Origin of the sequence: Sphingobium sp. MK2, from assembly GCF_040170545.1 — a bacterium.
In the GTDB taxonomy this organism is placed as follows: Bacteria; Pseudomonadota; Alphaproteobacteria; order Sphingomonadales; family Sphingomonadaceae; genus Sphingobium.
This window is the reverse complement of sequence record NZ_JAZDXA010000002.1, coordinates 75,978-89,545: the sequence shown is the minus strand read 5'-3', so window position 1 is coordinate 89,545 and position 13,568 is coordinate 75,978. Positions and strand designations below refer to the sequence as shown.

At 64.8% G+C, this 13,568-nt stretch carries 13 protein-coding genes; 6 read left to right on the top strand and 7 right to left on the bottom strand.

The genetic code is table 11. The features are described from left to right. Positions 1-66: 66 nt before the first annotated feature. The 3 genes from V2I08_RS01915 to V2I08_RS01905 all read right to left on the bottom strand — a co-directional run bounded on the left by V2I08_RS01915 (position 67) and on the right by V2I08_RS01905 (position 3,561). Positions 67-1,143 carry a tartrate dehydrogenase gene (locus V2I08_RS01915; protein ID WP_349633655.1) on the bottom strand — a complete coding sequence of 359 codons (1,077 nt, stop codon included), beginning with the start codon at positions 1,141-1,143 and terminating at the stop codon, positions 67-69. A 100-nt stretch (positions 1,144-1,243) separates the two neighbouring features. Then, on the bottom strand, positions 1,244-2,707 hold the full coding sequence (locus tag V2I08_RS01910; RefSeq protein ID WP_349633654.1) for an NAD-dependent succinate-semialdehyde dehydrogenase: 1,464 nt from the start codon (positions 2,705-2,707) through the stop codon (positions 1,244-1,246). Next, on the bottom strand, positions 2,704-3,561 hold the full coding sequence (locus V2I08_RS01905; protein WP_349633653.1) for a GNAT family N-acetyltransferase: 858 nt from the start codon (positions 3,559-3,561) through the stop codon (positions 2,704-2,706). The genes V2I08_RS01910 and V2I08_RS01905 overlap by 4 nt, the downstream gene beginning before the upstream one ends. Positions 3,562-3,779: 218 nt before the next feature. Here V2I08_RS01905 and V2I08_RS01900 point away from each other — a divergent pair, with 218 nt between their 5' ends. The 4 genes from V2I08_RS01900 to V2I08_RS01885 all read left to right on the top strand — a co-directional run bounded on the left by V2I08_RS01900 (position 3,780) and on the right by V2I08_RS01885 (position 9,832). Continuing rightward, positions 3,780-5,252 (top strand): aldehyde dehydrogenase family protein, encoded by a 1,473-nt coding sequence (locus tag V2I08_RS01900; RefSeq protein ID WP_349633652.1) that lies wholly within the window; start codon positions 3,780-3,782, stop codon positions 5,250-5,252. A gap of 61 nt (positions 5,253-5,313) precedes the next feature. Continuing rightward, positions 5,314-5,700, top strand: coding sequence for a DUF393 domain-containing protein (locus V2I08_RS01895; RefSeq protein ID WP_349633651.1), 387 nt, complete (start codon positions 5,314-5,316; stop codon positions 5,698-5,700). Next, a complete protein-coding gene (locus V2I08_RS01890) occupies positions 5,697-7,034 on the top strand; it encodes an AarF/ABC1/UbiB kinase family protein (protein ID WP_349633650.1) in 1,338 nt (445 codons plus the stop codon). The genes V2I08_RS01895 and V2I08_RS01890 overlap by 4 nt, the downstream gene beginning before the upstream one ends. Before the next feature lie 41 nt (positions 7,035-7,075). Next, positions 7,076-9,832: a response regulator gene (locus V2I08_RS01885; protein ID WP_349633759.1), complete on the top strand. Its 2,757-nt coding sequence runs from the start codon at positions 7,076-7,078 to the stop codon at positions 9,830-9,832. A 4-nt stretch (positions 9,833-9,836) separates the two neighbouring features. Here the strand turns inward: V2I08_RS01885 and V2I08_RS01880 are convergent, their stop codons facing one another. Beyond that, a complete protein-coding gene (locus V2I08_RS01880) occupies positions 9,837-10,424 on the bottom strand; it encodes a PAS domain-containing protein (protein ID WP_349633649.1) in 588 nt (195 codons plus the stop codon). Positions 10,425-10,558: 134 nt separating this feature from the next. Between V2I08_RS01880 and folE the strand changes: the two genes are divergently transcribed. Both folE and V2I08_RS01870 read left to right on the top strand, forming a co-directional pair. Next, complete coding sequence (gene folE / locus V2I08_RS01875) at positions 10,559-11,170, top strand: GTP cyclohydrolase I FolE (protein ID WP_069064120.1); 612 nt, start codon at positions 10,559-10,561, stop codon at positions 11,168-11,170. A gap of 4 nt (positions 11,171-11,174) precedes the next feature. Continuing rightward, positions 11,175-12,149: an FAD-dependent oxidoreductase gene (locus V2I08_RS01870; protein WP_349633648.1), complete on the top strand. Its 975-nt coding sequence runs from the start codon at positions 11,175-11,177 to the stop codon at positions 12,147-12,149. Here the strand turns inward: V2I08_RS01870 and V2I08_RS01865 are convergent. From V2I08_RS01865 to V2I08_RS01855, 3 genes are read right to left on the bottom strand one after another with little or no spacing between them, the layout of a single operon-like run. Then, positions 12,146-12,601 carry a DUF3429 domain-containing protein gene (locus V2I08_RS01865; RefSeq protein WP_349633647.1) on the bottom strand — a complete coding sequence of 152 codons (456 nt, stop codon included), beginning with the start codon at positions 12,599-12,601 and terminating at the stop codon, positions 12,146-12,148. The two genes, V2I08_RS01870 and V2I08_RS01865, sit on opposite strands and share 4 nt — an antisense overlap. A 22-nt stretch (positions 12,602-12,623) precedes the next feature. Further along, on the bottom strand, positions 12,624-13,355 hold the full coding sequence (locus V2I08_RS01860) for an SDR family NAD(P)-dependent oxidoreductase (protein WP_349633646.1): 732 nt from the start codon (positions 13,353-13,355) through the stop codon (positions 12,624-12,626). Between the two features lie 52 nt (positions 13,356-13,407). Then, a complete protein-coding gene (locus tag V2I08_RS01855) occupies positions 13,408-13,566 on the bottom strand; it encodes a DUF2256 domain-containing protein (protein WP_349633645.1) in 159 nt (52 codons plus the stop codon). Positions 13,567-13,568: the final 2 nt, after the last annotated feature.

The window sequence follows — 13,568 nt, the reverse complement described above, 5'->3', positions numbered from 1 at the left end:
ATCAGGCAACCGCAACAAAATGTCGCAATCAGCGGGAAATATGCGAAGTTAAGCGCTTCCCGTCCATCACGCCAGCGCGTCGGCAATCGCCTTGCCGCACTGCTCGGTATTGGCCGTGCCCTTCAGATCGCCGGTACGCAGGCCCGGTTCCGCCAGCACGGTTTCGACAGCGCGCATGATCGCGGCGGCGGCGTCCGCCTCGCCCAGATGTTCCAGCATCATCGCCGCCGACCAGATTTGCCCGACCGGGTTGGCTACCCCCAAGCCCGCGATATCCGGCGCGGACCCATGCACTGGCTCGAACAGCGACGGGTGGGCGCCGTCCGGGTTGATATTGCCCGATGGCGCGACGCCGATCGTGCCGGTGCAGGCGGGGCCAAGATCCGACAAGATATCGCCGAACAGGTTGGACGCGACGACGACATCGAACCGATCCGGGTTCAACACGAATTGCGCCGTCAAAATGTCGATATGATATTTGTCATGGGTGACCGTCGGATAGTTTTTGGCCATCTCCTCCACCCGCTCGTCCCACCAGGGCATGGTGATGGCGATGCCGTTCGACTTGGTCGCGGACGTGACATGCTTGCGCTCGCGCGTCGCGGCGAGATCGAAGGCGTAGCGCAGCACCCGGTCGGTGCCATGGCGCGTCATCACCGTTTCCTGAATCACGATCTCGCGATCGGTGCCGGGGAACATCTTGCCGCCGACCGAACTATATTCGCCCTCGGTATTTTCGCGCACGACCCAGAAATCAATGTCGCCCGGCTCGCGCCCGACCAACGGGCAGGGGACGCCCGGCATCAACCGCACCGGGCGCAGATTGACATATTGGTCATATTCACGCCGGAACTGGAGCAGCGATCCCCAGAGCGAGACATGATCCGGCACCGTATCGGGCCAACCGACCGCGCCGAAAAAGATCGCGTCGGGCTTGCCGATCCGCTCTTTCCAGTCGTCCGGCATCATCTGGCCATGTTTGGCATAATAGTCGCAGCAGGCGAAATCCTGCCAGGTCTGCGCGATCGAAAAGCCATAAAGGCTCGCCGCCCGCTCCAGTACGCGAATGCCCTCCGGCATCACTTCCTTGCCGATGCCGTCGCCGGGAATGACGGAGATGGAATAGGTGCGATTGTTCGCCATAAAAACTCCCGTTCGGGCTGAGCCTGTCGAAGCCCTGTTCTGTCTTGAAGTGAAGTGCGGCCCTTCGACAGGCTCAGGGCGAACGGAATTTTACGTGTGGTTACAGTTTCAACCCGGCAATATGAAACGCCTTGGTCTCCAGATATTCCTCGATCCCCAAACGCCCGCCTTCGCGGCCCAACCCGGACATCTTGACCCCGCCAAAGGGCGCGACCTCCATCGCGATCGCCCCGCTGTTGAGCGCGACCATCCCCGCTTCCAGCCGCTCCGCCACGCGGAAGGCACGGTGCAGATTTTCGGTGTAGAAATAGCTCGCCAGGCCATAGCTGGTCGCATTGGCCAATTCGATGCCTTCCTCTTCATGGGTGAAGCGGAACAAAGGTGCGACCGGGCCGAACGTCTCTTCCTCGGCCAGCCGCATATTCCGCGTCGCGCCGGTCAGGATGACAGGGCGGGCAAAACGCTCGCCCGTCGCGCCTTCCGGGGCCTGCGCGAACAAGGTCGCGCCCTGTGCCAGCGCATCCTCGACATGCGCCTTCACCTTGTCGGCGGCGGCGGCATTGATCAACGGCCCGATCGTGCTGCCCGGCTGGTCACCCGGCGCGACGGTCAGCGCGGACACTGCCTTGGCCAGCTTCTCGGCAAACTGGTCATAGACGCTGTCCTGCACCAATATCCGGTTGGCACAGACGCAAGTCTGCCCGGCATTGCGGAACTTGCTGACCATGGTGCTGGCGACGGCCAGGTCGATGTCGGCATCGTCGAACACGATCAGCGGCGCATTGCCGCCCAGTTCGAAGCTCACCCGCTTGATCGTATCCGCGCATTGCCGCATCAGCAGCGCACCGACGCGGGTCGATCCGGTGAAGGATAATTTGCGCACCACGGGACTGGCGGTCAGCGTCCCGCCGATCGCCGTCGGCATGCCAGTAACGATGTTGAACACGCCCGCCGGAAAGCCCGCTTCCTCCGCCAGCTTCGCCATCGCCAGCGCGCTATAGGGGGTCAGTTCGGACGGCTTGACCACCACCGGGCACCCCGCCGCAAGCGCAGGCGCGCATTTGCGCGTGATCATCGCGGACGGGAAATTCCACGGCGTGATCGCGGCCGATACGCCGACCGGCTCCTTCATCACCAGGATGCGGCGATTGGCTTCGGGGGCGGGGATCATGCCGCCTTCGACCCGACGTGCTTCCTCCGCAAACCATTTGATGAAGCTCGCCGCATAGCGGATTTCGCCTTCGGCCTCCGCCACCGGCTTGCCCTGTTCGGCGGTCATGATCCGGCCCAGATCGGCGACATTCTCCAGCACCAGCGCATGCCAGCGTTCCAGCATGGCGGCGCGATCGCCCGCCGTCCGCGCCTTCCACGCCGGGAAAGCCGCTTCCGCCGCGTCGATGGCCGCCTGCGTATCGGCCTCGCCGCAATCGGGCACGGTGCCGATGATCGCGCCGGTCGCAGGATTGTCGACCGGCACCGTTGCGCCGGAGGCAGCCCCGACCCATGCGCCGCCAATATAGGCGCGTTCGACGAAAAGAGCGGGGTTGTTGAGCGAGAGGGTCATCCGAGCGCCTGTGTCGTGAGGGAGAAGGTTTTGACGGCGGGGTCCGTCTGCGGCATCGGCCCACGCACCATGCGCATGACCCGGCCGACGCAGGGCAGGCCCAACTCGTCCAGCCAGCCGCCCAGCCCGCTTTCTTCCGGTATATCGAGCCGACAGAAAGTGCCGCTGTTCGACCCCAGCCAATGCGATATCAACGCCTTTGCTCCGCCGACATCGGGCGCGACCGTCGGTCCCACCACATAGCCGCGGCCGAACCGGCGAAACAGCGCAAAGCCGACCGGCTCGTTGCTGCGCGTCAGCACCACGCCCTGCGCGCCCGGCACCAGCGCATCGAGCAGCGCGTCCCGGTTCATGCCCGTGGCCCGGCGCGCCAGATCATGCAGCGATGGCATATCCTTCGCGCCCAAAGGCCGCACCCGCTCATCGGGGATCAGTTCGGCGACTGGCACCGAAAAAGCTGCGCCCTGATGCTGGAACACCGGGCCGATGCTCTCAAACCCCAGCTTGCGATACAGCGGCGCGCCTTCGTCGGTGGCGTTCAGCAAAATGGTGCGGTCGCCCAGATCGGCCATCACCGCTTCCATCAGGCGGCGGCCCAGCCCCATGCCCTGCGCGGCGGGCGAGACGATGACCATGCCCAGCGTTGCGGCATCCAGGCCATAGAGCCAGGCCATGGCGGTGCCGACCACCTGCCCGTCGCGCTCCGCGACATAGCCAAGGCCAAGGCTCAGCAGCATCTCCCAATCCTCGATCCGGTGCGGCCATTTCTGCTCGCTGGACAAAGCATGGCCAGCGGCCAGATCATCCACGGTCATGTGCCGCAGGTCCACCATCGCCTCTATGCCTGTCGCCATGCGTCTTGCTCCATTGGCGGGAAGGGGTGCCCGCCCGTTCTGGTCGGAATCATCGGATTCCTGTTGTCGGGGCGACCATAAATGCCGCGTTCAAGCATTGGCTGCCGCCTTCGCCTTGATTTTGGAAGATTATCGCGCAAATTTTCCTGTGCAACTGCAACACATGCCGCGCACCATCCATATTCTGTCCGCCAGCCCGCCAACAGGAAATCTGCGCTATGGACGTTTTCAACCCCGATCTCATCGCCTTGCCGCAGGGAAGCAATTTCATCGGCGGGCGGCGTGTCATCGGGCGCGGACAGGCCATCCCGGTGCGGCGGCCGTCCGACGGGCGGGTCTATGCCGATCTCGACAGCGCGGACGACGCGCAACTGGGCGAGGCGGTCGAGGATGCCCAGCGCGCCTATAAGACAAGCGGCTGGGCACAGACCGACCCGCGCGGGCGGATGCGCGTGCTGCGCCGCTGGGCCGACCTGATCGAAGCGGATATGGAAAGGCTCGCCCCGCTCGAAGCGCTCGGCTCCACCCGGATGATCCACGAAATTCGCGCTTGGGACGTGACCTATACCGCCGAAACGGTGCGCTTCTTTGCCGAATGGGCGGACAAGGTCGGCGGCGAGGTGGCGGCGACCACGCCCGACAAGCTCGGCCTCACCATCTACGAACCCTATGGCGTCGTCGCGGCGATCGCGCCGTGGAATCTGCCGCTGGTCATGGCCGCCTGGAAAATCGCGCCGGCCATCGCGGCGGGGAACAGCATCGTCCTCAAGCCGTCGGAAATGACGCCGTTCAGCATCGTGCGCCTCGCCGAACTGGCGATCGAAGCGGGGTTGCCTGCGGGCATCTTCAACATCGTGCAAGGTGACGGCCGCTCGGTCGGCGATCCGCTGGTGCGCCGCCCTGAGGTCGCGAAGGTCACCTTCACCGGATCGACCGCGACCGGCGCGGCGATCATGACCGCCTGTGCCCAGACCGGGCCAAAGCCGGTGACGCTGGAACTCGGCGGCAAAAGTCCGCAGATCATCTTCGCCGACGCCGCGCTCGACAAGGCGGCGGCCATCGTCGCGCGGGCCATTACGCTCAACGCCGGCCAGGTCTGTGTCGCTGGCTCGCGCCTGCTGGTGCAGGAGAGTGTCGCGGATCAGGTCATCGACCGCCTCGTCACGGCTTTTGCTGCGCACAAAATGGGGCCGACCTGGGCCAGCGACAGCACACTTGGCCCCATCATTTCCGAAGGCCAGCTCGACCGCATTGATGGCATCGTCCAGCGCGCCGTGGCCGCTGGCGCACACGTCCTGACCGGCGGCGGTCGTGCAGCCGCGCCGCAGGACGGCAGCTATTTCATGCCCACTTTGCTGCAAAATGCTGCGCAGCAAAGTGAAGCGGTGCAGGGTGAGATTTTCGGCCCGGTGCTGACCGTCCAGACCTTTGCCGACGATGCCGAGGCCTATGCCCTGGCCAATGGCAGCGCTTATGGTCTGGCGGCAGGGGTGCATACGACCGACGTCGCCCGCGCCCTGCGCGCCACCCGTGCGCTGGAAGCCGGCACCATCTGGGTCAACCGCTATGGCCGCAGCAACGACTTCATCCTGCCCACCGGCGGCTATAAGCAATCAGGCATCGGCAAGGATCTGGGGCGGGAGGCCTATCTCGCCAATCTCAAGACCAAGGTCGCGCTCATCGAGTTCTGACGGCAGGGCGTGCCCGAAAGACCATGTCGCGCCGACAGCATGGGCATGGGAAGCGCAACATATGAACACAGCCCTCCCCCACGATGATCGCGCCGCCGCTGGTGACGCTCGCGTGACGGTGTGGTATGATGGCGCATGCCCCTTATGCCGCCGCGAAATTGACCTGATGCGCCGATTGGACCGGCGCGGCCGGTTGCATTTTGTCGACGTGGCCCGTCCCGACGCCACCTGCCCGATCGATCGTGCCGCCCTGCTGGCCCGCTTCCACGCCTGCGAGGATGGCCGGATGCTGGAGGGCGCAGCCGCTTTCGCCGCCATGTGGCGCGCCATTCCGCTGCTTCGCCCCTTGGGCCTGCTCGCGCGCTACCGCCCGGTTCTGGCGCTGCTCGACCGGCTTTACACCTACTTCCTGCGCTGGCGACCGGCGCTGCAAAGGCGGCTACGATGAGCGATCGCTATCGCAAAGTGCCCTCGGCCCGGCTGTCGCGCTTCGCCGCCTTCGGCCAGATGGCGGGCGGCGTCGCGTCCGGCATGGTGGCGGAGGGCGCACGGCGGCTGGCGCGCGGGGAGCGGCCGCAGATGCGCGACTTGTTGCTCACGCCCGGCAATGCGCAGCGCGTGACCGAACAATTGTCGCGGTTGCGTGGGGCAGCGATGAAGCTGGGGCAGATGATCTCGCTCGACGCGGGCGATATGCTCCCCCCAGAACTGACGGCGATCCTCGCCAAATTGCGCGACAATGCCCATCATATGCCGCCTGCCCAGTTGCAAAAGGTGCTGGCAACGCAATGGGGCCAGGATTGGCGGCGGCGCTTTGCCCATTTCGAAGCCAGCCCGATCGCCGCCGCCTCGATCGGCCAGGTCCATCGCGCCCGCCTGCCCAATGGCAAGGTGGTCGCGGTAAAGGTGCAATATCCCGGCGTCGCCGACAGTATCGACGCCGATGTCGACAATGTCGCGACCCTGCTGCGCATTTCCGGCCTGCTGCCTCAGGCGCTCGACATCGCGCCGCTGCTGGGCGAGGCGAAGGTCCAGTTGCATGAAGAGGCTGACTATCGGCGCGAAGCGCGGCAGATGCAGCTTTATGCCGATCGGCTGGCCGACGACCCGCGCTTTCTGGTGCCCCGTCCGCTGGACGATTGGACCACGGACCAGGTCCTGGTGATGGATTATATCGCCGCGGACTCGATCGACACGCTCGCCGACGCGCCGCAGCCGGTGCGCGACCAGTCAATGGCGGCGCTGCTTGATCTGGTGCTGCACGAACTGTTCGTCTTCGGCCATATGCAGACGGACCCCAATTTCGCCAATTATCGCTGGCGCCCCGAAAGCGGGGAAATCGTGCTGCTGGATTTCGGGGCCGCGCGCCCGATCGCGCCCGAAACGAGCAACGCCTATCGCACGCTGTTGCGGGCTGGCCTGACGGGCGACAGGGATGGCCTGCGCGCGGCGCTCATCGATGTGGGCTTCGTGTCGCCCGCCCTTGTCATCCGGCACGGCGCGGCGCTCGATGCCATGATCGACACCATCATCGCCCATATGCTGCGCCCCGGCCTGTTCGATTTCGCCGATCGCAGCTTCGTCGCGCGCCTGCGCGAGCAAGCGACGCCGGTGGTGGCCGATACGGCGAGCTGGCACTTGCCGCCGGTCGAAACCATGTTCGTCCAGCGCAAGGTCAGCGGCACGGCGCTGCTCGCTGTGCGGATGCAGGCGCGCCTGCCGCTGGTGGATATGGTCGCTGGCATGGTGGCGAAGGCCCACGGTTCGGCGCAAATTCCGTGACATGAGTTGACACATTCCCGTCATCGCGGCAGCGCCAGATGATGACCATCCGCCAGACTCGCAGCATCGCCCTGACGTCCGAATGGGACGGCTTCATTGCGCAGCAGATCGACAAAGGCGTTTATGCCGATGCGGACGCCGTGTTGCGGGCCGGGTTGCAGGCGCTGCGCGATGGCGCACAGGCGGCCCATCCGGTGTTGCCGGGCTGGCCCTTTGGCGGTGGTGAATGTGGTGACATCGTCCGCCGCTTCGACTGGGCCTCCACCAGTTTGGGGCCGATTGCCAATTGGTCGGTTGAGCTGCGTGCGACGGTAGCCAATGTCGTCAATTCCCCGGTGGCCAAGGTGCTGATGTGGGGCGACGACCATGTCATGCTCTACAATGATGCCTATGCCCGGATCGCTGATGCAAAACATCCTGCCGCCCTGGGTGGAACGGTAAAGGACATCTGGCCGGAAATATGGGATTTCAACCAAAGCGTTTTGGCGGCGGGCATGGCGGGGGAACGCCGTTCCTATCTCGAACAGCCGCTGGTCCTCAACCGCGGCGGTGTGTCGCAAACCGTCATTTTCGACCTGTTCTACACGCCTGTCTTCAACGGCGACGGCACGGTCGGCGGGGTGATGTGTACCTGTGTCGACAATAGTGTCCGCGCCAAGTTCGAAGCCGACCTGTCGCTCAGCAACAACCGCTTCCGCATGGCGATGGAGGCGGTGCATGGCGTGTTGTGGAGCAACAGCGCCGATGGGCGGATGGTCGGCGAACAGCCCGGCTGGGCCGCGCTGACCGGCCAATCCTATGACGAATATCAGGATTTTGGCTGGGCCAACGCCGTGCATCCCGACGATCAGGCCGATAGCGTCAACAGTTGGAACGAAGCGGTCGCGTCCAAGCGCATGTATGTTCATGAACATCGGCTGCGCCGTCATGATGGCATGTGGCGCGTTTGCGCCATCCGCGCCCTGCCGATCCTGAACGAAACCGGCGAGATTGTCGAATGGGTGGGTGTGCATACCGACATCACCCACCAACGCGCGGCCGAAGCCGCCCTGCGCGAACAGGCCGACATGCTGGCGCGTCAGGTACGCCATCGCGAACGCGCCGAAGACCAGCTACGCCAACTCAACGAAACGCTCGAAGCGCGCGTGATAGCGGAAATCGATGAGCGCCGCCGGGCCGAGGCCAAGCTCGCCCAGGCGCAGAAGATGGAGACGATCGGCAAGCTGACCGGCGGGGTCGCTCATGACTTCAACAATCTGCTGCAAATCATCTCCGGCAATCTGCAACTGCTGGCCAAGGATGTCGCGGACAATCCGCGCGTCGAAAAGCGGGTCAACAATGCCATGGCGGGCGTTTCGCGCGGCGCCAAACTCGCCAGCCAGTTGCTCGCCTTCGGGCGGCGGCAGGCGCTCGAACCGCGCGTCGTCAATGCGACCCGCTTCGTGCGCGGCATGGACGACATGCTGCGCCGCGCGATTGGCGAGGGCGTGGAGATCGAAACCGTCGTGGGCGGCGGCTTGTGGAACACTTTTATCGATCCGGCCCAGTTCGAAAATGCCCTTTTGAACCTCGCCATCAACGCCCGCGACGCGATGGACGGGCAGGGGCGGCTGACCATCGAACTCGGCAATGCCCATCTCGACGCTGATTATGCCCGCGTGCATGATGAAGTGACGCCCGGCCAATATGTCATGCTGGCGGTGTCGGACACCGGGGCGGGCATGGACCCCGACATTCTGGACAAGGTTTTCGAACCCTTTTTCTCGACCAAGGGCGAAGGCAAGGGGTCGGGGCTTGGCCTGTCGATGGTCTATGGCTTCGTCAAACAGTCCGGCGGCCATGTGAAAATCTATTCCGAAGTGGGCGAAGGCACGACCGTCCGCCTCTATCTGCCCCGCTCGATCGAAAGCGAAGATGCCGAGGTCCAGATGGACAGCGGCCCGATCAGCGGCGGCACCGAAACCGTGCTGGTGGTCGAGGATGACGAGGAAGTTCGCGCCACCGTGGTCGAGGTGCTGACCGACCTTGGCTATAATGTCCTCAAGGCGCCCGACGCGGCGGCTGGCCTCATCGTCATCGAAAGCGGCATGCCGATCGACATATTGTTCACCGATGTCGTGATGCCCGGCCCGCTCAAAAGCCCCGAACTGGCACGCAAGGCACGCGAACGGCTTCCCAATCTCGCCGTCCTCTTCACATCGGGCTATACCGAAAATTCCATTGTCCATGGCGGCAAGCTGGACGCCGGGGTCGAGCTTCTTTCCAAACCCTATACCCGCGAAGCGCTGGCGCGGCGCTTGCGGCACGTCCTCGATAATCAGCGGCAGCGCAACGCCATCGCGCAGCAGCCCAGCGAGACCCCCGCGGCACGGATCGGCGCGACGGTGCTACTGGTCGATGACGACGCCTTGATCCGGCAACATGCCGCCGAAATCCTCAAAAATGCCGGTTGCCTGGTGATCGAGGCTGGCAGCACCGAAGACGCGATGATGGCGCTGCAGACCGCGCCGGTGGACGTGCTGGTAACCGACCTGCATCTGCCCGGCGCATCGGGCGTGGCGCTCGCCGAAGCGGCCCGTGGACAACGCGGCACCATCGCCATTCTCTTCGCCACCGGCGACGGGCAACTTGCCGCGCGCGACGCCCTGCCCGGCGATATGGTGTTGAACAAACCCTATGACGCCGCTCAACTCATCGAGTCAGTCCAGGCCGCCATGCGCGCGCACGACCTGCGGCCTGATCCCGAAGCGCTGATCCCGCCCGCACCCCAAGCCATGCGGGAGGTGGAGAAGGATTGACCGCTCAGTAGCCCGCTTCCACCGCCAGGCGGATGGCGTCGGCGCTGGTCGTTACGCCCAGCGCCTTGAGCAGCGCAGCCTTGTGCATCTTGACCGTCCGCTCCGACAAGGTGAGCGCATAGGCGATCTGCTTGTTGAGCTTGCCCGTCGCCATCAGCATCAGCACTTCGCGCTGCCGCACGGACAGGCGCGAAATCTGCGCATGGGCCTGGGCGCGGCGGGCGACGATGCCGATCGTCGGGTCCATTACCTCGACCTGCGACCCCAGGAAATATTCCAGCACGCCGTCCTCATCGAAGATCGGCGCGACCAGCACGGCATTGCGGAACGGCGTGCCGTTCTTCTTGTAATTCAATATTTCCACCAGCGCGGGCCGTTGCTGGCGGATCGCCGTGCGCAATGTCTCGGTCAACCAGGGCTCCGTGTCCGCCCCCGACAGAAAGCGGCAATTATGCCCGACTATTTCATCACGGCTGAACCCTGTAAGTTCCATAAATGCCGCATTGCATTCGATGATGGGATTGTCGGGCAGGCGCGGATTGCTGATGACTGTCGCGACCGGACTGTTGGCGATCATTTCTACTAAGGACATGCGTAATCTTAATCCCGTAAACGGCTGATGCACCATGCCCGGTTGGACATGTTGTGGCACCCCCCCCTTAGCGGCATTGTTGACCGGACGCAGCGGCACGAAGGTCGTGGCAATGACGGATCGAGGGGTGCCCGATGAACTTCATGTTGCATGATCATGACGCATTTGACGAGTCCGACACGCAAATCATCCCCGATACGGTGCTGGAGGCAGTGCGCACCCTGTTGCGCTGGTCAGGCGACGATCCCGACCGCGAAGGCCTGGTCGATACCCCCAAGCGGGTCGCCCGCGCCTGGCAGGAATATTGCAGCGGCTATCAGGAAAATCCCGCCCTCCACCTCGACCGGACATTCGAGGATGTCGGCGGCTATGACGAAATCGTGCTGCTGAAGGACATTCCCTTCCATTCGCACTGCGAACATCACCTCGCCCCCATCACCGGCAAGGCGTCGATCGCCTATCTGCCGCGCAACCGGGTCGTTGGCATATCGAAACTCGCCCGCGTGTTGCACGGCTATGCGCGCCGCCTGCAGGTGCAGGAGCGGCTGACCGCCGATGTCGCCCAGTGCATCTGGGATCATCTGCAACCCCATGGCGTCGCGGTGGTGATAGAGGCCCAGCATGGCTGTATGACTGGGCGTGGCGTGCGGACGCCGGGCGTCTCCATGGTGACCAGCCGCCTGCTCGGCTGCTTCCTGACCGATGCCGGCAGCCGCAAGGAATTGCTGGCGCTGATGGGATATTGAACCGATGCGGGTCGCGGTTATCGGAGCCGGCATGGCGGGGCTGTCCTGCGCCGATGCCTTGCGGGAAGAAGGCCATGAACCCGCCCTCTTCGACAAGGCGCGCGGGCCGGGCGGACGCATGTCCACCCGCCGCTGCGACAGCCCGCTCGGCACCATCGCCTTCGACCATGGCGCGTCGCACTTCACTGCGCGCGGCGTGGCGTTCCGCCAATTGGTGAGCGAATGGCACACGCAGGGCGTCGTCGCGCCCTGGCCCGTCGCCGGGCGCGATGCCTGGGTCGGCACGCCCGGCATGAATGCGCCGATCAAGGCCATGGCCGAACGGCATCCCGTCACCTGGAACTGCCCGATTGCGGGGGTCACCCATGATGGCCGCCATTGGTGGTGCCGGGGTCAGGACAGAAGCTTTGGCCCGTTCGACGCCGTGGTCATCGCCGTGCCGGTCGAACAGGCATTGCCGCTCATATCGCTCCATGATTTTCAGATGGCCCGGCTCGCCATGACGGTCGGCTCGCAACCCTGCTGGGCGGGCATGTTCGCCTTTGCCGAACCGCTCGACATCGGCCCCGACATGATCCGCCATATCGGGCCGATCGGCTGGGCCGTCCGCAACAGCGCAAAGCCGGGCCGGACCGGGCCGGAAGCCTGGGTGGTGCAGGGGTCGGCGGACTGGTCAGCGACGCATCTGGAGGACGATGCCGACCGGATCGCGACCCTGCTGCTCGACGGCCTGGCCCATGCCACGGGCCTCACCCTGCCGACGCCGGTGGTCCGCATGGCGCATCGCTGGCGCTATGCGACGCCTTCGGGCTGTTTCGCCAATGCGCTATGGAACCCCGCGCTGCAAATCGGCATGTGCGGCGACTGGCTGGCGCATGGCTTTGTCGAACAGGCCTGGCAGTCGGGCAGGGCGCTGGCCGGGCAAATGCTGGGCCTGGCGCAGGATGAGGGCGCAATGGGGATCGCCCGGCGCGGCTAAAGCAGCCCCGCCAAGAGCGTCAGCCCGCCCAGTCCCAGTGACAAATGCCAGCGCAGTTGCAGCCAGCCGCCAAAGCCTGCGCGTCCGCGCACGATCAGGCGATCGACCAGCGGCGAGGCGATCAGCGCCATCGCCAGGATCATCAACGACGGTCGCGGCCAGTCCCACCCCAGCACCCAGGGCAGATAGGTGGCCAGCGCAATCAGGCTCGGCATCACGGCCGCGACGAATATCCAGCGCGGCGGCTGCGCGATCGCCAGGCCCAGCCCCCACCATACACCGCCCAGAAAGGAAAAGATGAAGGCCGCATAGCCATAGGCGATCGCCATTGCTGTCCAGTATAGCTCCGGCCCGCCTGTCAGCATCGTGCCGATGGCGACGATTTGCGGCAACAGCCCGCTATAGCCGAGCAGCCGGGCGGACCCGTCCATCATGTCCTTTGCCTCACGCATCCGCCGTCTTCCTCTCGATCCGTCAGAACGGAATGACCGCGCCATCCCAACCATAGCATTGGCCCGACGCTTCCGGTCCCAACCCGTCGATCACCGACAGCAAATGCCGGGCCGATAGTTCCGGCGGAAACAGCTTCTCCGGCGCGACATTGCGCTGAAAGGGTTGCGACAATCCGCTATCCACGGTGCCGGGATGCAGCGTGACGGCGATGGCCTCCGGGTTGATCCGCACCAGTTCGATCGCGATGTTGCGGACGATCATGTTGAGCGCGGCCTTCGACGCGCGATAGGCGTGCCATCCGCCCAGCCGATTATCGCTGATCGACCCGACCCGCGCCGACAATGCGGCAAAGACCAGCCGGCCCTGGCGCGGCGGCCGCATCAACATATGTTTGGCGATCAGCGCCGGGCCAGTCGCATTGATCGCAAACAACCGCGCATAGGCGTCACCGCTCTGGTCGCGCAGCGATTTTTCGGGCCGCAGATCGTCCCCATGCAACAGGCCGGTCGCCACGATGATGATCCGGGGCGGGACATCGTCCATCGCCCGCGCGGCCGCTGCGATGGAGGCCTCATCCTCCAGATCGAACGTAAAGGGTCGTATCTTCGCCCCTTGCGCCACCGGGCCGCGCCCGCCCGCATGGACCAGCGAAATCGCATCGCTCGCCGCGAGTTGCGCCGCCAACGCTGCACCGATGCCGCCGCTCGCGCCGAAAATGCAGGCGGCAACCGGGGGAGGGGAGGTATTCATCATACTAATGGCCTTGCGAGACGCAGAGCGCACACGCCATATGACCGATCGGGCATCATCGGTTCTTGCGCCGCAAGTCGCCCTTGCACCGCTCCGAACAGGTCTTCACCTCCTCCCAATCGCGCGCCCATTTCTTGCGCCAGGCAAAGGGCCGCCCGCACGCCGCGCAGATTTTCTCCGGCAGCGTCGATTTGGTATAGCGCTTGTCCGTCATCA

Bases quoted from the DNA above. Each gene is read 5' to 3' on its own strand.
- V2I08_RS01915 (WP_349633655.1), bottom strand. From the start codon at position 1,143: ATGGCGAACAATCGCACCTATTCCATCTCCGTCATTCCCGGCGACGGC.
- V2I08_RS01910 (WP_349633654.1), bottom strand. From the start codon at position 2,707: ATGACCCTCTCGCTCAACAACCCCGCTCTTTTCGTCGAACGCGCCTAT.
- V2I08_RS01905 (WP_349633653.1), bottom strand. From the start codon at position 3,561: ATGGCGACAGGCATAGAGGCGATGGTGGACCTGCGGCACATGACCGTG.
- V2I08_RS01900 (WP_349633652.1), top strand. From the start codon at position 3,780: ATGGACGTTTTCAACCCCGATCTCATCGCCTTGCCGCAGGGAAGCAAT.
- V2I08_RS01895 (WP_349633651.1), top strand. From the start codon at position 5,314: ATGAACACAGCCCTCCCCCACGATGATCGCGCCGCCGCTGGTGACGCT.
- V2I08_RS01890 (WP_349633650.1), top strand. From the start codon at position 5,697: ATGAGCGATCGCTATCGCAAAGTGCCCTCGGCCCGGCTGTCGCGCTTC.
- V2I08_RS01885 (WP_349633759.1), top strand. From the start codon at position 7,076: ATGACCATCCGCCAGACTCGCAGCATCGCCCTGACGTCCGAATGGGAC.
- V2I08_RS01880 (WP_349633649.1), bottom strand. From the start codon at position 10,424: ATGTCCTTAGTAGAAATGATCGCCAACAGTCCGGTCGCGACAGTCATC.
- folE (WP_069064120.1), top strand. From the start codon at position 10,559: ATGAACTTCATGTTGCATGATCATGACGCATTTGACGAGTCCGACACG.
- V2I08_RS01870 (WP_349633648.1), top strand. From the start codon at position 11,175: ATGCGGGTCGCGGTTATCGGAGCCGGCATGGCGGGGCTGTCCTGCGCC.
- V2I08_RS01865 (WP_349633647.1), bottom strand. From the start codon at position 12,601: ATGCGTGAGGCAAAGGACATGATGGACGGGTCCGCCCGGCTGCTCGGC.
- V2I08_RS01860 (WP_349633646.1), bottom strand. From the start codon at position 13,355: ATGATGAATACCTCCCCTCCCCCGGTTGCCGCCTGCATTTTCGGCGCG.
- V2I08_RS01855 (WP_349633645.1), bottom strand. From the start codon at position 13,566: ATGACGGACAAGCGCTATACCAAATCGACGCTGCCGGAGAAAATCTGC.